We start from the raw sequence: 22,301 nt of genomic DNA on the forward strand, positions 1-22,301 counted from the left end.
CCTTGAAGTTCTCTGGTGTTTGATTGGCGCTGTGCTGCAGCGGATGTCTCCGCCCTCAGAGAGTCAAGCCCAGACTGCTCAACTGGTCCAGCCAAGTGCTGGCGTCCCGTCGGGCGAACGTCTGCTACTGCTACCGCGGCGTCGACTGCCGCTCGCCAAGCGCTAGATTGACGCGCTTAATGCCTGGCGGGGAATTTACCTGAAAGAGGAGGTGTTGACTTCCTACGGGGTGGCGGGCTAATTTCCCAACCCATGAACCCATACCTGCAGCGTCGCGCCATTATTATTACCGCCATTATCGGATTGGCGGGCTAGCGCGTACGTGCACCGAACCCGCCCTGGAGGCGGGTTTTTTCTTTCCGACTCCTGGGCCCTCGAAAACACCAGGAGTCATCGATGACCAACCTCAGCGTCAGCCCTCGTAACACCGCCTCGCCCGCGCAGCTGCTTTCAGAGCAGGTGCGCCGCATTCTCAGCGCCCCGGTGTACGACCTGGCCATCGAGACACCCCTGCAACTGGCACCCGCGCTGTCGGCCACCTTGGGCAACCAAGTGCTGCTCAAACGCGAAGACCTGCAACCGACGTTTTCTTTCAAGATTCGCGGCGCCTATACCCGTTTGTCGCGCTTGACCCCAGCCCAGCGCGAGCGCGGTGTGATCACGGCTTCGGCGGGCAACCATGCCCAAGGCGTGGCGCTGGCCGCCTCACGGCTGGGCATGCGGGCGACCATCGTCATGCCGACCACCACCCCGGAACTCAAGGTGCAAGGAGTGCGCTCGCGCGGGGGGCACGTGGTACTGCATGGCGAAAGCTTCCCTCATGCCCTGGCCCATGCCCTGCAACTGGCCGACAGCGACGGCGCGACCTTCGTGCCGCCGTTCGATGACCCGGACGTGATCGCCGGCCAAGGCACCGTGGCGATGGAAATCCTGCGTCAGCAACCCGGCGCCCTGGACGCGATCTTTGTGCCGGTGGGGGGCGGCGGCCTGGTAGCGGGCATCGCGGCGTACGTCAAGTACCTGCGCCCGCAGGTCAAGGTGATCGGGGTGGAGCCAGAGGATTCCAATTGCCTGCAGGCTGCCCTGGCGGCGGGCGAGCGGGTGATCCTGCCCCAGGTCGGTACGTTCGCCGACGGCGTGGCAGTGGCGCAGGTCGGTGCCCATTGCTTCGAGTTGTGCCGCCATTTTGTCGATGAGGTGGTGACGGTCAGCAGCGACGAGTTGTGCGCGGCCATCAAGGACATCTACGACGACACCCGCTCGATCACCGAGCCCTCCGGTGCCCTGGCGGTGGCCGGGATCAAGAAGTACGTGGCCCGCGAAGGCGTCCAAGGCCAGACCCTGGTGGCGATCGATTCCGGCGCCAACGTCAATTTCGACCGCCTGCGTCACGTGGCCGAGCGCGCCGAACTGGGTGAGCAGCGCGAGGCGATCATCGCCGTTACCATCCCCGAGCGCCCCGGCAGCTTCCGGGCGTTCTGCCAGGCGCTGGGCAAGCGCCAGATCACCGAATTCAACTACCGCTATTTTCCTGGGAAGGAGGCGCGGCTGTTCGTGGGCGTGCAAACCCACCCCCAGCACGACCCGCGCGAGCGCCTGCTGGCCAGCCTGCGCGAACAGGGCTACAACGTGCTGGACCTGACCGACAACGAACTGGCCAAGCTGCACGTGCGCCATACGGTGGGCGGCCATGCTGCGCCAGGGGCGGATGAGCGGGTGCTGCGCTTTGAGTTCCCCGAGCGCCCCGGGGCATTGCTGGGCTTTCTCGAGCGCTTGGGCAAGCGCTGGAACATCAGCCTGTTCCACTACCGCAACCACGGTGCGGCTGAGGCGCGGGTGTTCGCTGCGCTGGAGGTCCCGGGCGATGAGCTGCCAGGCCTGCCCCAGGCCCTGGATGACATGGGCTATCGCTATTGGGATGAAACCGACAACCCGGCGTATCGGTTGTTCCTGGGCTAGGGCAGCGCTCGAGCGCGGATACATTTCGTGCAGAACCTAGCGCGCAGGGACCGCTTTGCGGCCCTTCAGCGTGTCAGCCACGCTGCGTTTGTAGGCGTGGCCTTGCGCTGGATCAACACCCCTCACTGCAATCAGGCAGATCCTCGAAGACAAACAGACTTTTCGCGAGGGTTCGGCCATGAGCAGCACGTTCTTCATTCCCGCCGTCAACATCATGGGTATCGACTGCCTGGAGGAGGCGATGGCCGCCATCGCAGGTTTCGGCCTGCGCAAGGCACTGATCGTCACAGACCCTGGGTTGGTCAAGGCCGGGGTCGCCGAGCGTATCGCCGGCATGCTGGCCATGCGCGACATCGATTCGGTGGTGTTCGATGGCGCCAAGCCCAATCCGAGCATCGCCAACGTCGAGGCGGGGCTGGCCTTGCTGCGTCAGGCGCGGTGCGACTGTGTGGTTTCCCTGGGCGGTGGTTCGCCCCACGACTGCGCCAAGGGCATCGCCCTATGCGCCACCAATGGCGGTCACATCAGTGATTACGAGGGCGTCGACCGTTCCAGCAAGCCGCAGTTGCCGCTGATCGCGATCAATACCACCGCCGGCACCGCCAGCGAGATGACGCGGTTCTGCATCATCACCGACGAGGCGCGGCACGTGAAAATGGCCATCGTCGACCGCAACGTGACGCCGATCCTGTCGGTAAACGACCCGGCGTTGATGGTCGGCATGCCGCAGAGCCTCACCGCCGCGACCGGCATGGATGCCCTGACCCATGCCATCGAGGCCTATGTGTCCACGGCGGCAACGCCGATTACCGACGCCTGTGCACTCAAGGCCATTACCCTCATCAGCGACAACCTGCGTCAGGCCGTGGCCGATGGTGGCGACCTGAAGGCGCGGGAGAACATGGCCTACGCCCAGTTCCTCGCCGGCATGGCGTTCAACAACGCTTCGCTTGGGTATGTGCATGCCATGGCGCACCAGTTGGGTGGTTTCTATGACCTCCCTCACGGCGTGTGCAATGCGGTGTTGCTGCCCCATGTGCAGCGCTTCAACGCCCAGGTCAGCGCTGCACGGCTGCGTGACGTGGCCAAGGCCATGGGCGTGAAGGTCTGTGCGCTGGATGCCGAGCAGGGCGCTGGCGCGGCGATTTCGGCCATCGAGCATCTGGCGGCGGCGATCGGGATCCCGGCGGGGCTGGCGGAGTTGGGGGCGAAGGTCGAGGATGTGCCGCTGCTGGCGGCCAATGCCCTGAAGGATGCCTGCGGGCTGACCAACCCACGCCCTGCGAGCCAGGCGCAGATCGAGGCGATCTTCAAGGCGGCGTTCTAGGCCAAGTCTTGGGGCGTCTGTACTGACGCTTTGGCGGGTAAACCCGCCCCCACTGGCACCGCGCTGTGCTTCAGGGCAACAGCGAACCTGTGGGAGCGGGTTTACCCGCGAAGAGGGCAGCGCAGGCTTCAGCGCTCGCGCATGAAGAAGCCAGCGACGAACTTGCGGAAGGTCTCAAGGCTCTTGAAGTCGGCGTAGCGCTTGAAGTTCTCGGTGTCTGGCTCAGGTCCGATCGGTTGTTCGAGCAGTGACACCGACAGCACCCGGTCCTGATCCGAGGTCAGCACCAGCTCATCCATCACCTGGCCGCCGATCACCGGCCTGCGCATCAACACCTTGACCCCCTTGCTCGCCATCCAGTCGATCAACGACACCAAGGCTTTGAGCGGCTCGCGCTCTTCGTCGCGGTACACCGGGAACAGGTGCCCACGTGACAGCACCGGGACGCTCGCCACGTGGATCAGCTCGTAGAAATGGCTGCCGGCGGTGGTCGGTGAATAGAGCATCAGTGCCAGCAACGGCCCGCGCGTCTTGCCGCCGTCCCAATACAGGTGGTGGCCCTGGAAGTCAAAGCCGTCCTCGGTGCGGGCGTTGAAGACCTTGCGTCCCTTGATCTGGTCGACACAGTCGAGCAACAACCCATGACGGCGATGATTACCGAAGGCCTTGGCTTCGCGCAGACGGGACTTGAGCATCATCATGTGCTTCATGTCCAGGCGGGTTTCCAAGTAGTTGCTCGCCGGTACACGCTCGACCAGCGGGTAACGGGCAGCCACGCCGCGCAGGTCGGCGAACTGAGCGGTGAGGTCTTTCTTCACATGCGTGGCATAGACGTTGAGCCCGCTGGCTTCCATCCAGGTCAGCAGCACCGAGAGCAAACGCTGCTGTTCGCGACGTTCCGTAGCGGTTCCGGCGCTGGCTGGGCCACCTTCGCTGGCAGCGTGGAAGTCGCCCAGCAGACGCAGTGGAGTATCGGGCGCCAGCCACGCGGCAGGTTGTGCGGCCTGCTCAGTGCGCTCACTGGCTTCGCGCTCGACCTTCGTGAACGGGCAGCCCGGAGCGTGCTCGGGGGTGTCAGGGTTGTTGCGCAGGAACAAGGTGCCGGTACTGCCGTTGAGGGTGATGTTGAGCACCGGCAGGGCATCGCGCCGGCAATCGCAGGCCAACCACTGGTTGGCGCTGCGCACTTTCATCAGCCACTGGTTGGCTTGCAGCAGTCGCGGGCCGGCGAGGGCGCCAGTGGCAAAGCCGACCAACAGTTCCTCTTCGGCCGGGGTCAGGCTGCGCACTTGCGCGGCGGTTTTGTCGATGATTCGCATGAAGCAGCTCCAAGCTACGAGCGACAAGCTTCAAGCAAACGCGCCGCGCATTCAACCGTGCTCAGTTGCCGCCGAACATCTTCGCGGCGCGGGCGCGGATTTCGTCGGGGGTGAGGTCTTCTTTGTGGGTGGAGACGAACCAGATGTTGCCGAACGGGTCTTTCAGACTGCCGCTGCGGTCACCGTAGAACTGGTCCGTCACCGCGTGCAGCTGTGTCGCGCCAGCAGCGAGGGCCTGGGCGAAGACCTTGTCCGAATCCTCCACATACAGATGCAGGCCGACACCGGCGCCGGCGAGCTTCTGGCTGGCGGTCAGGCCGCCTTCCATATCGCAGGGATCGCCAAGCATCAGCGAGGAGTCGCCGATCTTCAGCTCGGCATGGCCGACGCGTCCGCCGGGGGCTTCCAGGCGGAACATTTCGACCGCGCCAAAGGCTTTTTTGTAGAACTCGATGGCCTTGGCGGCGTCGTTGATGGCCAGGTATGGGGTAAGACTGTGCTGGCCTTCGGGAATGGGTTTGACTGCCATGTTCGATTCTCCTTCGCGTGAGGGCGCCGGTTGGCGCCCTGTTGCTTAGAGTCGTTTGCGCACAGAGAAAATCGACAGGTCGGTTAGATCGATTTTCTATAAGCGCCGGCGTCAGAAGATGTAATCGGTGGTCAGGAAACTCGACTGACGGTTGCGGATGATCTCGCTGATCAGCTCCTTGTTGGCTTGCTGGAACTTGGTCGCCACCAGGGTTCGGATCGAGAACACGCGCAGTGCGTCATGCACCGACAGGGTGCCTTCGGCGCTGTTCTTGCGGCCGTTGAACGGGTAGGTGTCTGGCCCGCGTTGGCATTGGGCATTGAGGTTGATACGCCCGACCTGGTTGGCGAAGGTGTCCACCAGCATGCCGATGGTCTGCGGGTCGTTGCCGAACAGACTCAGCTGCTGGCCGTAGTCGGAGTCGAGCACGTAGTCGATCACCGTTTGCAGGTCGCGGTAGGGCACCACGGGCACCAGGGGGCCGAACTGTTCTTCATGGTAGACGCGCATGTCGGCGCTGACAGGGTAGAGCAAGGCTGGGTAGAAGAACGAGCCGCGGCTGAGCCCACCCCCTTCGTTGAGTACCCGCGCACCCTTGGCGGTGGCATCGGCCACTAGACCGTCCAGGTAGTCAATCTTGCCCGGCTCAGGCAGCGGCGTGAGGGCCACGCCTGGCTCCCACGGCATGCCGGGCTTGAGCGCAGCGAGCTTGCGCTGGAACTTGTCCAGGAACGGCTCGACCACGTCTTCATGGACGAACAGGATCTTCAGGGCCGTGCAGCGCTGGCCGTTGAACGACAGGGCGCCGGTCACGGCCTCTTCGACGGCGTTGTCCAAGTCCACCTGGGGCAGGACGATGCCGGGGTTCTTGGCGTCAAGGCCCAGGGCTGCGCGCAGCCGATGCGGGCGCGGGTGTAGCTTCTTGAGGTCGCTGGCGGCTTTGTGGGTGCCGATGAAGGCGAACACGTCGATCTTGCCGCTGGCCATCAGGGCGCTGACCGTCTCGCGGCCACGGCCATAGATCACGTTGATCACCCCTGGCGGGAAGCTGTCGCGAAATGCCTCCAGCAGTGGGCGGATCAGCAGCACGCCGAATTTGGCCGGCTTGAACACGACGGTATTGCCCATGATCAACGCCGGAATCAGCGTGGTGAAGGTCTCGTTGAGCGGGTAGTTGTAGGGGCCCATGCACAGCGCGACGCCCAGCGGTGCGCGGCGGATCTGGCCGAGGGTGCCTTGCTCGAGCTCGAAGCGGCTGGAGCGCCGGTCCAGGTCTTTGAGGGCGTTGATGGTGTCGACGATGTAGTCACAGGTGCGGTCGAATTCCTTTTCCGAATCCTTGATGTTCTTGCCGATCTCCCACATCAGCAGCTTGACCACCGCCGTGCGCTGCTCGCGCATGCGCGCCAGGAAGGCTTCGACATGCTGGATACGCTCGGCCACGCGCAGGGTCGGCCAGGTGCCTCGCCCTTTATCGTAGGCCTGTACGGCGGCGTCCAGAGCGGTGAGGGCGGTGTCGGCATCGAGCAGCGGCGCACTGCCGAGGATCACCTGGCGTTCCTCGTCGCCTTCCTTTAGCCAGACCGGGCTGCGCACCGTGGCCAATGGGCCGTCCCAGCGGCGCAGTTGGCCGCCGACCAGGTAGTCGCGTTGCTCCAGCGGGGCGCCCAGGCGCCAGGCTTCGGGAATGTCGTCGGCAGCAGGAAACAGCGAATCGAGCAAAGGATCCATGGGTACGGCACCTCACGTTGTTTTTGGCTTGGTGAAACGCTTCAGCTGGTGAGCATGCACCCTGTCGTAGAAAAACACCAGTGTGGCTCAAATTTGCCCCCCGCACGCCGATACAGGATCAATCGAACTCGACCGTGGCCCATGAACACTCTTCAGCTCTCCCTCGATGAACCGGCTCCGCCCGCAAAATGCGCGCTGCGGCGCACGCTCCATCGCCTGTTGCCGGTCGGTTTCGCCGTGGTCGGCATCGGCCTGTCGGTGGTACTTGGACACTTGGACAACCAGCGTGAGGAAAGCGAGCAGATCGCCAATATCTCGGCGCGTTTGTCTGGGGTGCGTGGTGCCCTGGAGGCCCAGTTGCGCGCAGCCTTCGGCGAGGCCGAGGGCATTGCGCAACTGATCGCCACCGATGGCCGCATCAGCGAGGCGCATTTTCAAGGCATGGCCTTCGATGCCCTCGAGTCGGTGCCCTACATGCATCACATCGCCCTGGCTCCGGATGATGTGATCACTGATGTCTACCCGCGTGAAGGTAACCTCGCCATCATTGGGTTGGATTACCGTCGCCTGCCCGACCAGTTCCCCATGCTGCAATCGGCCCGTGAGCATCGCCAAGCGGTGCTGGCCGGGCCGGTCCAGCTGTTCCAGGGCGGCCGGGCGCTGATCTATCGGCGGCCGGTATTCGTCACGGGCAAGCGAGGGGTGAGGTTCTACTGGGGCAATGTATCGATCGTCGCGGATATCGATCGCTTGCTGTGGGCTGCGGGCCTGCGACCGGACATGGACTTCCAGGTGGCGGTCCGCGGTACGGACGGCAAAGGCGCCGAGGGTGCGATGATCTGGGGCGATCCGCATTTGTTCGATGAGCCGCTGCTCAGCCAGGTGGTGGAGGTGCCCGGCGGCCATTGGCAAATGGTCGCCGCCCCACAGGGCGGATGGCCAGTGCTGGGCTTGTTCACGTCGCCGCTGTTCATGTTTGCCTTGACCTGCACGGGGCTGTTCAGCGTGTTCGTCGCTCAGCTCAACGGCAACCAGCGCCTGCTGAAACAGCGTAACCGCGAGCTGCGACAGTCCCAGGCTCAGCTCGAACGCCTGGCCCATTACGACACTATTACTGGCTTGCCCAACCGTGTCTTGTTTCAACGCCAACTCGCCGAGGCGATTGCCCAAGGCCATGGTCTGGCGGTGCTGATGCTCGATATCGATGGCTTCAAGCAGGTCAATGACAGCCTCGGTCATCCGATGGGCGATCTACTGTTGCAACAAGCCACTGCACGTTTTCTGCAGGAACTGCACAGCGCCGATCGGCTCTGCCGTCTGGGCGGTGACGAGTTTGTGTTCATGCTTCAGGGCAGCCAAGGCCAGGTCAATCTCCAGATACAAGCCTTGTTGCGGTGCCTGCAGCGGCCGTTCGACCTCAATGGCAATGCCGCGTTGGTCACGGGCAGCATTGGCGTGGCCCGGTGCCCGCAGCATGGGGAGGACGCCGACAGCCTGCTGCGCCACGCCGACACGGCGATGTACGCGGCCAAGGAGGGCGGGCGTAACGCCTGGCGCCCCTACCAGGCGGAGATGACCGAGCGCCTGCAACAGCGCCTAGAACTAGAGCGCAACCTACGCCGGGCATTGGAATGCGATGAGTTCGAGCTGTGGTACCAGCCCAAGGTGGACCTGTTCAGCGGTCGGCTTGAAGGGGTCGAGGCCCTGTTGCGCTGGCGCGATCCTGACCATGGACTGGTCTCGCCGGGCGAGTTCATCCCCTTGGCCGAGCGCACCGGGCTCATCATCCCCCTCGGTGAGCGGGTGCTGGAACTGGCCTGCGCCCAGCTGGCAGCCTGGCGTGCGGCGGACTGCCTGCCTGGGCCGCTGGCGATCAATGTGGCGGCGTTGCAGATCGAGCGCAGCGACTACGTCGCCAGCTTGGCCACGGCCCTGGCGCGCCACGAACTACCGGCCAGCCTGCTGGAGGTGGAAATCACCGAAAGCCTGCTGATGGAAAGCCAGCAACAGGCCTGTGCGGTGCTGGCGCAATTGCAGGCCATGGGCGTGGTCACGGCGGTGGACGACTTTGGCACGGGCTATTCGTCGTTGGCCTATCTGCGGGCACTGCCGATCGATCACTTGAAGATCGATCGGGCGTTCATCAAGGACCTGCCAGGCGATGATGACGCCGAAGCGGTGGCCCGAGGCATCATCGACCTGGGCCATGCCCTGGGCTTTCGGATCACTGCCGAGGGGATCGAGACCCAGGCGCAGTACGAATTCCTGCGCAACGTTGGCTGCGACCAAGGCCAGGGCTTTTTGCTCGGGCGGCCGATGCCAGCGTCAGTGCTGGAGCGTTGGCTGGCCGACCACCAAACCAAGGGGCGTTCGCTGGGCCTCTGACCGGCTCTGGCGCCATCGTTTTTGAACTTTGCCGCGCTGGGCGATTCCACCGGATGCCGGGGGCGATTTCGTCCGCCCGGCATTGTCAGAGGAGCGGCGCTATGAATACCGATACCGAATTCGACGAACTCAATCAGCTTCCTCAGGCCAGCGAGCGACCCGAGGACGATCCAGAGGTCATGCCCGACGACCCTGACTTGCAGGGCCTGCCAGGCGAGGACAAGCTGCCGGGCTGATGCCGGTAGCAAGGGAGGACCGCCGGCATGAAATTCGACCGTTTCGCCCAATGGCTGGCCAAATGGGCCGGCCGACCGCTGACCTTCGCCATCGCCTTGTTGTTGATCCTGGCCTGGGCCGTGAGCGGGCCGTTGTTCGACTTCAACGACACCTGGCAACTGGTGATCAATACCTCGACCACCATCATCACCTTCCTGATGGTGTTCCTGATCCAGAACACCCAGAACCGCGACAACGACGTCTTGCACATCAAGATCGACGAACTGCTGCGTACTACGCACAAGGCACACAAGGCGCTGCTGGACCTGGAGCACATGGATCCGGCCAAGTTGCACGCCCTGCGCAAGCAGTACCAGCAGATGGGCGAGGGCTGCGACGACTTGCCACCGGCCGCCACCGACGAGTCCGACTGACCGTCTGCCCGCTTCACTGGACTGATTTCGCCAACTTTGGAGGCAAGCATGGCCAGACACATCATTCACTTCACCGGCCCCATCAATTCATCCACCTGCGGCAACCTGATCACCACCTGCACCCGCGCCCTGCAACAGGGCGCGGATATTCTGCAAATCAACATCGCGACCATGGGCGGGGAATGCAGCTACGGCTTCACGCTCTACAACTTCCTGCGCTCGTTGCCGGTGCCGGTGCATACCCACAACCTGGGTACGGTCGAATCCATGGGCAATATTCTGTTCCTGGCGGGCGAGCGGCGCACCGCATGCGTGCTGAGCAAGTTTCTGTTCCATCCGTTCCACTGGACCTTGCACGGCTCGGTGGACCACTCACGGATGGCCGAATACGCCATGAGCCTGGACTACGACCTGCGCCTGTATGCCCAGATCGTGGCCGAACGGACCGAGGGGGCCAGCGAAGTGCTCGATGTGCCGCGTTACCTGATGGCCTATCCGCGCATCCTGGGCGCCAAGGAGGCCCTGGCCAGCGGCATGATCGACGCCATCGACGAAATGCCGATCGAGGCCGATGCCTGCCAGCACAGTGTCCATGCGTGATTCGGGCTGATGTGCCCTTTTCGCGGTAAACCCGCGAAGGGGCACCGCCGAAAACCGGTCAAGTATCAACGCACGGATTCAGCCAGGCCACGATCACAGGCGAGCAGCGACTGGATCAGCAGCCTGATGTCATCTTTGAGTTCGGGCACCTGATCCAGATGCGCGAAGCAGCAATCGGCGATCTCGTGGCTGGCCGTGGGCCGCGGGGCGTCGGCGAATTCGGCTTCGAAGACGTAATGCACCCGGGCGGGCGACTCATAGCGCATCAGGAAGGTCAGCTCCCGGGCCCTGAGCCCGGTTTCCTCCAACAGCTCGCGTTCGGCCGCCTCCACCGGGGTCTCGCCTGGCTCGATCTTGCCGCCTGGCAATGTCCAGGCGGCTTTGGGCTTTCTGACCCATAACCACTTGCGGGTTTTCCTGCCATGGCGGCAGATCACGGTAGCGCGATGCTTGAGGGGCTTCATGCAGACTCCAGGCAAAATCCAGTATTCCTACTGAATTGGGCCTTGGGTGCCAGCTGGAAGTTGTACCCGCCAGGATGAGCGGTCAGTAAGGCTGCGAACCGCTCAATGCCTCGATCGCTTCCACGAGCTCGTCGTAGGCCACCGGCTTGTTCAAATGGCGGTCGAAGCCTGACTGGCGTGATTTGTACTGGTCAGCGCTGGCGCCATAGCCGGTCAGGGCGATGGCGGGTATGTCATGCAGGTGCGGGTGCTCGCGCAATGCCTTGATCAGCGCATGGCCATCCATGACCGGCATGCCGATGTCCGAAAGAATGATGTCGTACTGCCCGTTGGCCGCGGCCTTCAGCGCCGCGCGCGGATCAGTGAAGGCATGGACCTGCGCCCCTTCCATCTCCAGCAGCTGTTGCATGATTTCCAGTACATCCGGTGAGTCGTCCACCAACAGCACCCGGGTATTGTCCAGCCGTGGGGCCATCTGCTGCTCGCCTGGGTTGTGCTGCGGTTGCGGACTGAAGTGGCACAGCGGCAGGCGGACGGTGAAGGTGCAGCCTTTGCCCAGCCCCGGCGAGCTGGCCTGAACGCTGCCGCCATGGGCTTGGGCCAGCTGGCGTACCAGCGACAGGCCGATGCCCAGGCCTTCGCGGCTGTGGCTGGTGACTTGCGGGGTGGCCTGGGTGAACAGGTCGAAGATGTTCTCCAGGCTTTCCTCGCTCAGCCCCAGCCCCTGGTCGATCACCTGCAGCAGCGCCTGTTCGCCGTGGTTGGACAGCACCAGGCGGATCTCGCTACCGGCGGGGCTGAACTTCAGCGCGTTGTTGAGCAGGTTCCAGATGATCTGCTCCAGGCGGGTGATGTCCCCCTCTATGAACAGGGCGTTGTCGTCTGCCGGCAACTCCAGCACCACGTCGCACGGGTGTTGCTCGCTACGCACCACGGCATGGATGTCACGCAGGATGGTGCACAGGTCCACAGGTTCGGTCTTGAGCTTGAGCTTGCCGGTGCGGATGCGTGCCACATCGAGCAGGTCGTCGATGATCCGCGCCTGGCTGGCGACGGCTTCGCAGATGGTGCCGACGGCCTTGCTGGCGGCGCTGGTGTTCTTCACCGAAGGCAGGCGGCGCAAGATTTCGGCATTGAGCTGGATCAGGTTGAGGGGGTGCTTGAGCTCATGGGACATGATGGCGAAGAACTCGTCCTTCATGTGGCTGCTGCTCTGGGATTCGGCCAGTTGCTTGCTCTGCTCCTCGTGCAGGCGCTTGTGGCCGGTCAGGTCACGGGCGATCTTGACGTAGCCAAGCAGGCTAGTGCCTTTGAGCAGGGAAACTTCGCCGCTGCAGAAGAAGCGGCTGCCGTCCTTGCGCACGTGCCAGCGCTCGTCCTGGCCACGACCGTTGAGGCGGGCACCGCGCAGCTCTCGGCTGGGCACGCCGTTGGCGCGGTCCTCCTCGGTGAAGATCAGCTCGTAATGGCGGCCGACCACCTCGTCTTTTGCGTGGCCGAAGATCAGCGTGGCGCCGGTGTTCCAGTCGGTGATCACCCCGTGTTCATCGAGCAGGATGATGGCGAAGTCATGGGTGCTTTCAGCCACCAGGCGCATGCGTTCTTCGCCCAGGCGCAGGCGCTCCTCGGCGGCACGGCCTTTGCTGATATCGATGAACGTGAGCACCGTACCGTCGATCTTCTGCTCGTTGGCCCGATAAGGCAGCAGGCGGGCCAGGTACCAGTGCTGGTTTTCACCGCACACTTCGCGCTCGATGGACGTGGTGCCCTGGGCCACGGCGCGGGCATCGTCGGCCAACTCGGGGTAATCCAGCCGGTGGGTGATGTCGAGCAACGAGCGCCCGGTATCCACGGGCAGGATGTTGAAGATGTCGGCGGCGCGGGGGGTGAACCAGCGAATGCACAGGTTACGGTCGACGAACACCGTGGCGATGGCGGTGGAGGCGATCAGGTTGCTCAGGTAGTCGTTGACCTTGTCGGTCTCCTCGACCTTGTTCTTGAGTTCATAGTTGACGGTCAGCAGTTCTTCGTTGATCGACTGCAGCTCTTCCTTGCTGGTTTCCAGCTCCTCGCTGGCCGAACGCAGCTCCTCGTTGATCGCCTGCATTTCTTCATTGGAGGCGGTCAGCTCTTCGCTGGAAATTTCCGATTGCTCGATGGTTTCCTGCAACTGAAGGCGGGTGCGTTGCAGCTCGCGCTCCAGGTTGTTCAGGACCATGCTGTCGGTCTGGCGAATGGCGCTGGTTGGCAGCAGGGAAGGGTCGGGCACGCGCTCCTCGAACACCACCAGCAGGCATTCGCTGCCGCTGGGTTCGTCCTTGTGCGGATGCACGGCGATTTCCACCTGCATCTGGCCCAGTTCTACCGGCCGCGAGGTCACCGCCTCGTTGCCATGGCGAGCCTGGAACAAAGTGCTGCGCAGGGCCAGGCGCAGTTCTGGCAGCACCAGGTTGATCAGGTTGCGGCTGGGCTCGCCGCCGACCAAGTGCAGGAAGCGCCCGACGCCATCGCTCATGTGCAGGATATTGCCGTCGCCATCGAGAATGAGGCTGGGCGGGGTTCGCTTGGCCAGGGCGCGGTGATGCACCTCGGCATAGGAGATCTTCCGGCCGGGACGTAGCTTGGCCTGGCTGTCCTGCAAGGCGACGGATACTTCGGCGCCCGGCAGCTGCCGGCCGGAAGAGCGAATGACCGGTCTGGCCGGGCTTGCGCGGAAGATACGGTTGCGCTTGTCCACCGGGATGAACAGCTCGCTGGCCACATCCACCGATTCGGACGTGCCCAGGAACAAGTGCCCACCCGGGCGCAGGGCGAAGTGGAACATCTGCAGAATGTCGCGCTGCACCTCGCGATCCAGGTAGATCAGTAGATTGCGGCAGACGATCAGGTCGATTTGCGAGAACGGCGGATCGGACAGCAGGTTGTGCCGGGCGAACAGCACTTTTTCGCGGATTTCCTTGCGCACCCGGTAATGCTGGTCTTCCTTGACGAAGAACTGGCGCAGCCGGGCCGGCGGCACATCGGTGACGATCGACTCTGGATAGAGGCCGGTACGGGCGGTGCCGATGGCACGCTCATCCAGGTCGGTGGCGAACACCTGGACCTTCGCTGCGCGCCGCTCCAGCGCCAGTTGCTCGCATACGAGCATGGCCAGGCTGTACGCCTCCTCACCGGTGGAGCAGCCGGCCGACCAGACACGCACCTCGCTTGGTCCCTCACCGCTTTCGCCATCGCTGACCAGCTCCGGCAGGACATGGCGCTCCAGGGATTCGAACGCTTCGCGGTCGCGGAAAAAGTTGGTCACGCCGATCAGCATGTCTGCCAGTAGCTCGGCAGATTCGGCCGGGTGCTGCTCGAGGTAGCGCTGGTAGGCAGCCAGGTTCGGCTGCCCGGTGACGTGCAGGCGCCGCTCGATGCGCCGCAGTACGGTGGCACGCTTGTAGTGCTGGAAGTCATGGCCGGTATTGGTGCGCAGCAGCAGGAGGATTTCATCGAGCAGCGGCTCGGCCTGGGCGGGGTCGCCGCTACGGGTGCCCAGGGCAGGGGGCAGGGTGTCGTCCTCGATGGTCGGCAGCCTCACCTGGCGAGCGTTGCGCCATAGCTCCATGAGCTTTTGCGGCATCTCGGCCACCGGCAGCACGGCATCGACCATGCCCGTCTCCAGTGCCGCCCGCGGCATGCTGTCGTAGAGGGCATCATCGGGGGACTGCACCAGAGTCACGCCGCCCTGTTCTTTGATCCGCGACAAACCTACCGCTCCGTCGGCGCCGGTGCCGGAGAGGACCACGCAAAACGCATGGTCCTTGTGCACATCGGCCAGGTCGCGGAAGAACAGGTCGATCGCCACATGATCGCCCCGGCGACGGTTGGCCGGGCTGACACGCAGGTAGCCATCGTTGGTGGACAGGCGGTTGGCCGGTGAAATCACGTAGACATGATTGCGCTCGATCGGCACCGGTTCGCTGACCTGCCGCACCGGCATGGCGGTGGTTTCCTGGATGATGCGGTCGGCGACGCTCTGGTGGTCCGCCGACAGGTGCAGCACCACCACGAAGGCCATGTCGCAATCGGCGGGCATTTGCTTGAAGAAAGTGCAGATCGCCTCCAGCCCACCTGCCGAAGCGCCGATGCCGACCACCGGAAAGTCCAGGTGGCTCGGGCTCAACGTCGGATTCTGAGGCGAGGCGACGGCGGGCTTGGAGGATGACTTCATGGGTGCAGCCTTCTGCAGTCCTAACGATTCGGCCCATCGAAGCATCGCCGGGCGGTTGATGCGCGATTATAGGCCCGCTCTCAACGGCGCGGCGAGTGCTCCTGGGCCTCGTTGCCCGCGTCGAACGTTCGCTCGATCAGTGCCAGGTGTTCCAGTGCCTCCTGATAGCGTTCGGCCGCCTTTCGCCGCAACGTTTGGTAGCGGTCGAAGCGGCCGGCATCGAGCCCGGGGCGGTCAAGCAAGGCGAAGGCAGTGTGGTCGAGTTGGTAGGCCTGCTGGAGCAGGCGGCGGTTCTGTTCCAGGGCGAGTTGTCGGCAGGCGTGGGCGGGGTGGGCATGGATCATGGCACGGTTCCTGGTCGAGGAATAATGGGCGTCCCTGTATGACCGCGCCGCCACTTTCAAAGTGCCAAAAAATCCTCCACCCAGAGACTCGCGTACAAATGTTTGGCTCAAGCATTGTTTGGCGCCACTCGTCCGAGCCTCGACAGACCGATTGAGCAGAGCCTGCCCTGACCGGTTCGGAACTACTGCACGGTGCGATTCCGTGCCCAGCTAATCCACTTGTAAGGAGAAACGACATGGCTCGTGATCAAGAAAACAGCGGACAACGTGGCGGCACCAAGGAAACCAACCCGGGCAACTTCGCCAACGACCGCGAAAAAGCCTCCCGCGCAGGCCACAAAGGCGGGCAGAACTCCGGGGGCAACTTTGCCAACGACCGGGAGCGCGCTTCCGAGGCCGGCCGCAAAGGTGGCCAGCACAGCCACGGCGGCGGTCGCAATCAGTGATGCACGCCCGCTCCAGCCCGGTGTAGTACCTGCCGGGCACCGACCCTGGGCAAGTAGCCACGTGCCGCTTGCCCAGGGTCGTTCCTGTTCTGATGGGAGATTGAAGCATGCGCGCACTCACTTACCACGGCGCCGGAGACGTTCGGGTCGACACCGTACCGGACCCGGTCATCGAGCAGAACGACGACATCGTGCTGCGGGTGACCGCCACGGCAATCTGTGGCTCAGACCTGCACCTTTATCATGGCAAAGTCCCGGCGATGGAGTCCGGTGACATTCTGGGCCACGAATTCATGGGCATTGTCGAGGAGGTCGGCAGCGAGGTGACCGCTGTGCGTCCCGGCGACCGGGTGGTGATTCCCTTCGTGATCGCCTGCGGCAGCTGCTTCTTCTGCCAGCATGATTTGTTCGCGGCCTGCGAGACCACCAATACCGGACGCGGCGCCATCCTCAACAAAAAGAGCATTCCACCGGGGGCGGCCTTGTTCGGCTACAGCCACCTCTATGGCGGTGTGGCCGGTGGCCAGGCCGACTACGTACGGGTACCCAAGGCCAATGTTGGGCCGTTCAAGGTGCCGGGGCAGTTGGCGGACGATAAGGTGCTGTTTCTTTCGGACATCCTGCCGACGGCCTGGCAGGCGGTTCTCAACGCCGAGGTCGGGCAGGGCGCGTCCCTGGCCATCTACGGGGCGGGGCCGGTGGGCCTGCTGTCGGCGGCTTGCGCACGTCTGCTGGGCGTCGAGCAGATCTTCATGGTCGATGGCTGCGGTTATCGGCTGGAGTACGCACGCCAGGCCTATGGCGTGATTCCGATCGACTACACCCACGATGACGACCCGGCCGACACTATCATCCGCCAGACCGCGGGCATGCGTGGCGTGGATGGGGTCATCGACGCGGTGGGCTTCGAGGCCAAGGGCAGCACCACCGAGACCGTGCTCACCGCGCTGAAACTCGAAGGCAGCAGTGGCAAGGCGCTGCGCCAGAGCATGGCGGCGGTGCGTCGAGGGGGCGTGGTGAGCGTACCGGGTGTCTATGCCGGCTTCATCCACGGTTTTCTGTTCGGCGATGCCTTCGACAAGGGGTTGACCTTCCGCATGGGGCAGACCCACGTGCAGCGCTATCTGCCTGAGCTGCTCGAGCACATCGAAGCGGGGCGGCTCGACCCTTCAGCCATCGTCACCCATCGCCTGGCGTTGGAAGAGGCGGTGCGCGGCTACGAAATGTTCGATGAGCAACAGGAGCGTTGCCGAAAGGTCATTCTGGTGCCTGGCGCCGCACCGAGCGCCTAGCAAGATTCAGGTATCGGGCCACTCATTCGAATTGTTCGACAATCTTTTGAATCTTCGCGCAAAACCTTGATCCATCTGGATGTCATCCATGGAGAAGAGGAGGGCCCCTACGATGCCAACCCCACAGCTGTACATCATCGACTACCGGCTGCATGGCCAGCCGCGCAGTTTCATCATCCGTCTGGAGCGCATGGACAATGCCGAGGCCTGGCATTGGGCAAGCTGCGATGCTGGGGTGGGGATCATTCCGAAGTTCGGCCGAGAGAAGATCCGCAAGGTAAGCCGGCCCTTGGCCGAGCGCTATGGCCTGAGTGACGTGAGCTGGCGACTTTCGGGCAGCGGACCGGCCTTCGTACCGCGGTCGGGCCCAGGCGATGGCCAGGGTCAACCTGAGGTTGGTTCAACCCAGGAAGACGCGGCGACCGCCTGACCTGCGGCTGATCCATGCGGGGCAAGTCTGCATTCCTGCACCTGCAGGGACACAGGCTTGCCCCGTGTACGTTCAGGCTCCTGATTCAGGGTCGCTGGCTGGAACGCCGGGGCGGTTGCCGTCGTCTTCCAGGTCCGGATCGGTATCGGGATCATCGGCGCGGTCGTTGCGCTGATCAGGGTTAAGTTCTGGCCAGTCGTCCTGGACGTTGCCGCCGCCCATCTGCAATGTGGTGTGCATGGTGACCTCCTCGGGTTCGAAAAAAGGGCCCGCCAGAAACGCGGGCCGAACACAGGAGTGGAGGCGAAGCCGTTGCCGCACCTCTCATGGATTGAGAGCCTTGATGGGACGAGTGCGATCGGTTTTTCGTGCAGGACCTGCGACCAACGGTCCTGTGGGGCTTGGCCGTTTACCCGCGAATGGGCCGATACGGCGCTCAGCCATCGGACTGCTCTTCTGGGGGGACCTGGCCTTCCGGCCAGTCGGGGGCCTCCTTCTCCGGTGGTGGCACCGGTTCTCCGGGATTGTGAGGGATGTTGTCCACATAGGGATCGGGATCATTGGGCTGCTTGGGATCTGCCATGACTGGCCTCCGAGACGGGTTGGCTTGCCTGGCATTAGGTTCGTGGGCCGAGGGATGCGTTCACTGCGGCGGTACGAACGGCAGCTCACCCCGAAGGGTGATGGTCGCCCTGGTCAGTGCGTGAAACAATCCCAGCCAGCCACGAACACGTACAACAACCCTGGCGGGGACCTGAGACATGAGCAAAGACCAGCTGAAATCGCCCGACTGGTACGAGCAGATGGCCCGTGTCATCGAGGCCATCGGCACGCCAGGCTTCGTCGAAGCGCTGTTCGGCGCGCTCAACTGCCTGGCCCAATGCCAGGCCATCACAGTGTTCCTCTACCCACGCAAAGGTCTGCCTTCGGCCTTGTTCGAGAAAGACGAAGAGGGCCCTTGGTTGCCTGAAGGCAACGTGCAGAAGTACCTCGAAGGTTATTACCTGCTGTGCCCGTTCTACCGCGCCTGCATGGAAGGGCTGGCCCCTGGCTGCTATCGCCTGAGCGACGTGGCACCGGACCACTTCAAGCGCAGCGAGTACTACCTGTCGTTCTACCAGCACGCGCACCTTGAGGACGAACTCAACTACATCGTCCCGCTCGATGCGCAACTGACCATCGCCGTGGCCCTGGGCAGCACCCGGCGCCTGAGCGCGGCGCAGGTCACCGACCTCAAACGCATCGCCCCGTGGGTGGTGGCGGTCGTGCGCCGGCACTGGGGCCAGCTGGATGCCGACAGCCTGGGCGGACGCTTCGAAAGCGCCCTGGGCCGGCAGATCAACGCCGCCCTGAACAATTTCGGTTCCTCCCTGCTGACCGAGCGCGAATGCCGGGTCGCCCAATACTTGCTGCGCGGCCACTCGACCCGCTCGCTGTCGGAACGGTTGGGTATCAGCGAAGACACGGTCAAGACCCACCGCAAGAACCTCTACACCAAGCTGGACATCGCCAAGCAGTCCGAGCTGTTCTCGTTGTTCATCGATTCGTTGGCCCAGGCTCAGGAAGGCTTGAGCAAGGATCCGCTGGAAAGTTACCTGCGAAGGCGCTGACCGGCCTACCGCATCACCCCACCTACAACCATAACCAGCGGCCGCCCAGGCGGTCGCAAGGGAGTCCTGCGTGCATACATTGAGCGATTGGCAGCAGCGCGCTGCGCAACAAAGCTTCATCGACACCGCGTTGATCGACGGCCGCCGCGTGGCTGCCTGCTCGGGCGCGACCTTCGAGGCCATCAACCCGGCCACTAACCAGCTATTGGCCAAGGTTGCCGCCTGTGGCGAGCTTGAGGTCGATCAGGCGGTGCGCTCTGCCCGTCGGGCCTTCGAGCAAGGCCCCTGGGCCCGCATGGCGCCCACGGCCCGCAAACGCATCCTGCTGCGCCTGGCCGAGTTGATGCTGGCCCACCGCGAGGAACTGGCCCTGCTCGATTCGCTGAACATGGGCAAACCGGTCATGGACGCCTACACCATCGATGTACCGGGTGCGGCGCACGTCTTTGCGTGGTATGGCGAGGCCCTGGACAAGCTTTACGACCAGGTGGCGCCGACCGCAGGCAACGCGCTGGCCACCGTCACCCGCGAAGCCCTTGGGGTGGTGGGGGCGGTGGTGCCCTGGAACTTCCCCTTGGACATGGCCGCCTGGAAAGTCGCGCCGGCCTTGGCGGCCGGCAACAGCGTGGTGTTAAAGCCCGCCGAGCAGTCGCCGTTCTCTGCCCTGCGCCTGGCTGAACTGGCCTTGGAGGCCGGCCTGCCGGAAGGGGTGCTCAACGTGGTGACAGGCCTTGGCGAGCAGGCCGGTAAAGCCCTGGGCCTGCACCCGGATGTGGACTGCCTGGTGTTCACAGGCTCCACGCAGGTGGGCAAGTACTTCATGCAGTACTCGGCGCAATCGAACCTCAAGCAGGTCTGGCTCGAATGTGGCGGCAAGAGCCCGAACCTGGTGTTCGAGGACTGCCGCGACCTGGACCTGGCGGCGGACAAGGCAGCCTTCGGCATCTTCTTCAACCAAGGCGAAGTCTGTTCGGCCAACTCGCGCCTCTACGTGCAGCGCTCGATCCACGACGAGTTCGTCGAACGCTTGCTGGCCAAAGCCCGCGACTGGATGCCGGGCGACCCCTTGGATCCGGCCAGCCGCGCCGGGGCCATCGTCGATGCCGGGCAAAGCGCACGCATCAGAGCGGCCATCGACCAAGCCAAGGCCGACGGCGCACGTCTACTGTGCGGTGGCCAGCGCCTGAGCATCAACGGCTCGGACAACTTCATCGCACCGACGATATTCACCGGCGTGAGCGCCGACATGGCGTTGGCCCGCGAGGAGGTCTTCGGCCCGGTGCTGGCGGTCAGCACCTTCGAGGACGAAGAGCAGGCCCTGCGCCTGGCCAATGACAGCATCTATGGCCTGGCCGCCTCGGTATGGAGCGATGACCTCAACCGCGCCCACCGTGTGGCCCGGCGTCTGAAGGCAGGCACCGTGTCGGTCAACACCGTCGATGCCTTGGATGTGGTGGTGCCGTTCGGTGGCGGCCGCCAGTCCGGCTTCGGCCGCGACCTCTCGCTGCATTCGTTCGACAAGTACACCCAACTGAAAACCACCTGGTTCCAGCTGCGCTGATATTTCTACGGAGAACAACAATGAACGCACCTTTCCAGCCACAACGCGAAACCCGCGACTACCAGAACGCCGATGCCGCCCACCACATCCATGCCTTCCTCGACCAGAAGGCGCTGAACGCCGAAGGCCCGCGGGTCATCGTGCGGGGTGAAGGTCTGCACCTGTGGGACAACGACGGCAAGCGCTACCTGGACGGCATGTCCGGCCTGTGGTGCACCCAGCTGGGCTATGGCCGCAAGGACCTGACCGCTGCCGCCGCCGCACAGATGGACCAGTTGCCGTACTACAATATGTTCTTCCACACCACCCATCCGGCGGTGATCGAGTTGTCCGAACTGCTGTTCAGCCTGCTGCCGGGGCACTACAGCCATGCCATCTACACCAACTCCGGCTCCGAATCCAACGAAGTGCTGATCCGCACCGTGCGCCGCTACTGGCAGGTGATGGGCAAGCCTGAGAAGAAGATCATGATCGGCCGCTGGAACGGCTATCACGGCTCGACCCTGGCCGCCACGGCCCTGGGCGGCATGAAGTTCATGCACGAGATGGGCGGGCTGATCCCGGATGTCGCGCACATCGACGAGCCGTACTGGTACGCCGAAGGCGGCGATCTGACCCCTGCCGAGTTCGGTCGTCGCTGCGCCCTGCAACTGGAGGAAAAGATCCTCGAACTGGGCGCCGAGAACGTTGCAGGTTTTATCGCCGAACCGTTCCAGGGCGCCGGCGGCATGATCTTCCCGCCAGAGAGCTACTGGCCGGAAATCCAGCGCATTTGCCGCCAGTACGACGTGCTGCTGTGCGCCGACGAAGTGATCGGTGGCTTTGGTCGTACCGGCGAGTGGTTCGCCCATCAGCACTTCGGCTTCCAGCCGGACACCCTGTCCATCGCCAAGGGCCTGACCTCTGGCTACGTGCCCATGGGCGGCCTGGTGCTGAGCAAGCGCATCGCCGAGGCGCTGGTGGAGCGCGGCGGGGTGTTCGCCCACGGCCTGACCTACTCCGGTCACCCGGTGGCGGCGGCCGTAGCCATCGCCAACCTCAAGGCCCTGCGCAATGAAGGCATCGTGCGTCAGGTCAAGGACGACACCGGCCCGTACCTGCAGCGTTGCTTGCGCGAGGTGTTCGGTGATCACCCGTTGATTGGCGAGATCCAGGGCGCCGGCCTGGTCGCGGCGTTGCAGTTCGCCGAGGACAAGGCCACCCGCAAGCGCTACGCCAACGAGAACGACCTGGCCTGGCAGTGCCGGACCTATGGTTTCGAGGAAGGCGTCATCATCCGGTCGACCCTGGGCCGGATGATCATGGCCCCGGCCTTGGTCGCCAGCCGTGGCGATATCGATGAGCTGGTGGCCAAGACCAAGAGTGCCGTGGACCGCACGGCGCGGGGTTTGGGCTTGCTGTAAGCCGTCGGCAGCGTGATGGGGGGCCGCTTCGCGGCCCC

General features: G+C 63.9%; 19 protein-coding genes and 1 pseudogene. 12 read left to right on the forward strand and 8 right to left on the reverse strand.

The features are described 5' to 3' along the window. Positions 1–396 precede the first annotated feature (396 nt). Together ilvA and yiaY are read left to right on the forward strand one after the other, a co-directional pair. Positions 397–1,959 carry a threonine ammonia-lyase, biosynthetic gene (gene ilvA, locus BLS27_RS01665; protein ID WP_043213359.1) on the forward strand — a complete coding sequence of 521 codons (1,563 nt, stop codon included), beginning with the start codon at positions 397–399 and terminating at the stop codon, positions 1,957–1,959. Between the two features lie 178 nt (positions 1,960–2,137). Then, on the forward strand, positions 2,138–3,286 hold the full coding sequence (yiaY, locus tag BLS27_RS01670) for an L-threonine dehydrogenase (protein WP_070573835.1): 1,149 nt from the start codon (positions 2,138–2,140) through the stop codon (positions 3,284–3,286). 128 nt (positions 3,287–3,414) lie between these two features. Here the strand turns inward: yiaY and BLS27_RS01675 are convergent, their stop codons facing one another. The 3 genes from BLS27_RS01675 to BLS27_RS01685 form a co-directional block, all read right to left on the reverse strand. Next, on the reverse strand, positions 3,415–4,605 hold the full coding sequence (locus tag BLS27_RS01675) for a hypothetical protein (RefSeq protein ID WP_090342661.1): 1,191 nt from the start codon (positions 4,603–4,605) through the stop codon (positions 3,415–3,417). Positions 4,606–4,666: 61 nt separating this feature from the next. Further along, complete coding sequence (locus BLS27_RS01680) at positions 4,667–5,134, reverse strand: VOC family protein (protein WP_090342663.1); 468 nt, start codon at positions 5,132–5,134, stop codon at positions 4,667–4,669. 111 nt (positions 5,135–5,245) lie between these two features. Beyond that, entirely contained in the window at positions 5,246–6,865 is a 1,620-nt protein-coding gene (locus tag BLS27_RS01685) for an NADP-dependent glyceraldehyde-3-phosphate dehydrogenase (RefSeq protein WP_090342665.1), read from the reverse strand. Positions 6,866–7,006: 141 nt separating this feature from the next. Here BLS27_RS01685 and BLS27_RS01690 point away from each other — a divergent pair, with 141 nt between their 5' ends. The 4 genes from BLS27_RS01690 (at position 7,007) to BLS27_RS01700 (ending at position 10,500) form a co-directional block, all read left to right on the forward strand. Further along, positions 7,007–9,250, forward strand: coding sequence for a putative bifunctional diguanylate cyclase/phosphodiesterase (locus BLS27_RS01690; protein ID WP_043213347.1), 2,244 nt, complete (start codon positions 7,007–7,009; stop codon positions 9,248–9,250). Between the two features lie 101 nt (positions 9,251–9,351). Next, positions 9,352–9,486 (forward strand): hypothetical protein, encoded by a 135-nt coding sequence (locus tag BLS27_RS24035; RefSeq protein ID WP_256664376.1) that lies wholly within the window; start codon positions 9,352–9,354, stop codon positions 9,484–9,486. Between the two features lie 27 nt (positions 9,487–9,513). Then, a complete protein-coding gene (locus BLS27_RS01695) occupies positions 9,514–9,900 on the forward strand; it encodes a low affinity iron permease family protein (RefSeq protein WP_043213346.1) in 387 nt (128 codons plus the stop codon). 48 nt (positions 9,901–9,948) lie between these two features. After that, the gene (locus BLS27_RS01700) at positions 9,949–10,500 is read left to right on the forward strand and encodes an ATP-dependent Clp protease proteolytic subunit (protein ID WP_043213344.1); all 552 of its coding nucleotides are present in this window, start codon (positions 9,949–9,951) and stop codon (positions 10,498–10,500) included. 65 nt (positions 10,501–10,565) lie between these two features. Here the strand turns inward: BLS27_RS01700 and BLS27_RS01705 are convergent, their stop codons facing one another. The 3 genes from BLS27_RS01705 to BLS27_RS01715 all read right to left on the reverse strand — a co-directional run bounded on the left by BLS27_RS01705 (position 10,566) and on the right by BLS27_RS01715 (position 15,521). Beyond that, positions 10,566–10,964, reverse strand: coding sequence for an NUDIX domain-containing protein (locus BLS27_RS01705; RefSeq protein WP_043213342.1), 399 nt, complete (start codon positions 10,962–10,964; stop codon positions 10,566–10,568). Positions 10,965–11,046: 82 nt separating this feature from the next. Continuing rightward, a complete protein-coding gene (locus BLS27_RS01710) occupies positions 11,047–15,177 on the reverse strand; it encodes a CheR family methyltransferase (RefSeq protein ID WP_090342667.1) in 4,131 nt (1,376 codons plus the stop codon). Positions 15,178–15,257: 80 nt separating this feature from the next. Next, complete coding sequence (locus BLS27_RS01715; RefSeq protein ID WP_090342670.1) at positions 15,258–15,521, reverse strand: hypothetical protein; 264 nt, start codon at positions 15,519–15,521, stop codon at positions 15,258–15,260. A 290-nt stretch (positions 15,522–15,811) separates the two neighbouring features. Here BLS27_RS01715 and BLS27_RS01720 point away from each other — a divergent pair. The 3 genes and pseudogenes from BLS27_RS01720 to BLS27_RS01730 form a co-directional block, all read left to right on the forward strand. Continuing rightward, a pseudogene (locus tag BLS27_RS01720) lies at positions 15,812–15,967 on the forward strand (con-10 family general stress protein); the annotation flags it as partial. A gap of 107 nt (positions 15,968–16,074) precedes the next feature. Beyond that, positions 16,075–17,259, forward strand: a complete 1,185-nt coding sequence (locus tag BLS27_RS01725; protein ID WP_043213335.1) for a zinc-dependent alcohol dehydrogenase — start codon at positions 16,075–16,077, stop codon at positions 17,257–17,259. 112 nt (positions 17,260–17,371) lie between these two features. After that, the gene (locus tag BLS27_RS01730) at positions 17,372–17,689 is read left to right on the forward strand and encodes a DUF6555 family protein (protein WP_244155182.1); all 318 of its coding nucleotides are present in this window, start codon (positions 17,372–17,374) and stop codon (positions 17,687–17,689) included. 72 nt (positions 17,690–17,761) lie between these two features. Here BLS27_RS01730 and BLS27_RS23755 read toward each other — a convergent pair whose 3' ends face one another. Beyond that, on the reverse strand, positions 17,762–17,929 hold the full coding sequence (locus BLS27_RS23755; RefSeq protein WP_167358052.1) for a hypothetical protein: 168 nt from the start codon (positions 17,927–17,929) through the stop codon (positions 17,762–17,764). A 196-nt stretch (positions 17,930–18,125) separates the two neighbouring features. Further along, entirely contained in the window at positions 18,126–18,272 is a 147-nt protein-coding gene (locus BLS27_RS23760) for a hypothetical protein (protein ID WP_167358054.1), read from the reverse strand. A 178-nt stretch (positions 18,273–18,450) separates the two neighbouring features. Between BLS27_RS23760 and BLS27_RS01735 the strand changes: the two genes are divergently transcribed. The 3 genes from BLS27_RS01735 to BLS27_RS01745 all read left to right on the forward strand — a co-directional run bounded on the left by BLS27_RS01735 (position 18,451) and on the right by BLS27_RS01745 (position 22,263). Further along, positions 18,451–19,299 (forward strand): helix-turn-helix transcriptional regulator, encoded by an 849-nt coding sequence (locus tag BLS27_RS01735; RefSeq protein WP_043213333.1) that lies wholly within the window; start codon positions 18,451–18,453, stop codon positions 19,297–19,299. Between the two features lie 70 nt (positions 19,300–19,369). Further along, complete coding sequence (locus tag BLS27_RS01740) at positions 19,370–20,860, forward strand: aldehyde dehydrogenase (RefSeq protein ID WP_090342673.1); 1,491 nt, start codon at positions 19,370–19,372, stop codon at positions 20,858–20,860. A gap of 20 nt (positions 20,861–20,880) precedes the next feature. Then, a complete protein-coding gene (locus tag BLS27_RS01745) occupies positions 20,881–22,263 on the forward strand; it encodes an aspartate aminotransferase family protein (protein ID WP_090342676.1) in 1,383 nt (460 codons plus the stop codon). Positions 22,264–22,301: the final 38 nt, after the last annotated feature.

The organism is Pseudomonas guariconensis (genome assembly GCF_900102675.1).
Taxonomy (GTDB): domain Bacteria; phylum Pseudomonadota; class Gammaproteobacteria; order Pseudomonadales; family Pseudomonadaceae; genus Aquipseudomonas; species Aquipseudomonas guariconensis.

Coding starts and splice junctions, on each gene's coding strand:
- ilvA (WP_043213359.1), top strand. CDS start 397: ATGACCAACCTCAGCGTCAGCCCTCGTAACACCGCCTCGCCCGCGCAG.
- yiaY (WP_070573835.1), top strand. CDS start 2,138: ATGAGCAGCACGTTCTTCATTCCCGCCGTCAACATCATGGGTATCGAC.
- BLS27_RS01675 (WP_090342661.1), bottom strand. CDS start 4,605: ATGCGAATCATCGACAAAACCGCCGCGCAAGTGCGCAGCCTGACCCCG.
- BLS27_RS01680 (WP_090342663.1), bottom strand. CDS start 5,134: ATGGCAGTCAAACCCATTCCCGAAGGCCAGCACAGTCTTACCCCATAC.
- BLS27_RS01685 (WP_090342665.1), bottom strand. CDS start 6,865: ATGGATCCTTTGCTCGATTCGCTGTTTCCTGCTGCCGACGACATTCCC.
- BLS27_RS01690 (WP_043213347.1), top strand. CDS start 7,007: ATGAACACTCTTCAGCTCTCCCTCGATGAACCGGCTCCGCCCGCAAAA.
- BLS27_RS24035 (WP_256664376.1), top strand. CDS start 9,352: ATGAATACCGATACCGAATTCGACGAACTCAATCAGCTTCCTCAGGCC.
- BLS27_RS01695 (WP_043213346.1), top strand. CDS start 9,514: ATGAAATTCGACCGTTTCGCCCAATGGCTGGCCAAATGGGCCGGCCGA.
- BLS27_RS01700 (WP_043213344.1), top strand. CDS start 9,949: ATGGCCAGACACATCATTCACTTCACCGGCCCCATCAATTCATCCACC.
- BLS27_RS01705 (WP_043213342.1), bottom strand. CDS start 10,964: ATGAAGCCCCTCAAGCATCGCGCTACCGTGATCTGCCGCCATGGCAGG.
- BLS27_RS01710 (WP_090342667.1), bottom strand. CDS start 15,177: ATGAAGTCATCCTCCAAGCCCGCCGTCGCCTCGCCTCAGAATCCGACG.
- BLS27_RS01715 (WP_090342670.1), bottom strand. CDS start 15,521: ATGATCCATGCCCACCCCGCCCACGCCTGCCGACAACTCGCCCTGGAA.
- BLS27_RS01725 (WP_043213335.1), top strand. CDS start 16,075: ATGCGCGCACTCACTTACCACGGCGCCGGAGACGTTCGGGTCGACACC.
- BLS27_RS01730 (WP_244155182.1), top strand. CDS start 17,372: ATGCCAACCCCACAGCTGTACATCATCGACTACCGGCTGCATGGCCAG.
- BLS27_RS23755 (WP_167358052.1), bottom strand. CDS start 17,929: ATGCACACCACATTGCAGATGGGCGGCGGCAACGTCCAGGACGACTGG.
- BLS27_RS23760 (WP_167358054.1), bottom strand. CDS start 18,272: ATGGCAGATCCCAAGCAGCCCAATGATCCCGATCCCTATGTGGACAAC.
- BLS27_RS01735 (WP_043213333.1), top strand. CDS start 18,451: ATGAGCAAAGACCAGCTGAAATCGCCCGACTGGTACGAGCAGATGGCC.
- BLS27_RS01745 (WP_090342676.1), top strand. CDS start 20,881: ATGAACGCACCTTTCCAGCCACAACGCGAAACCCGCGACTACCAGAAC.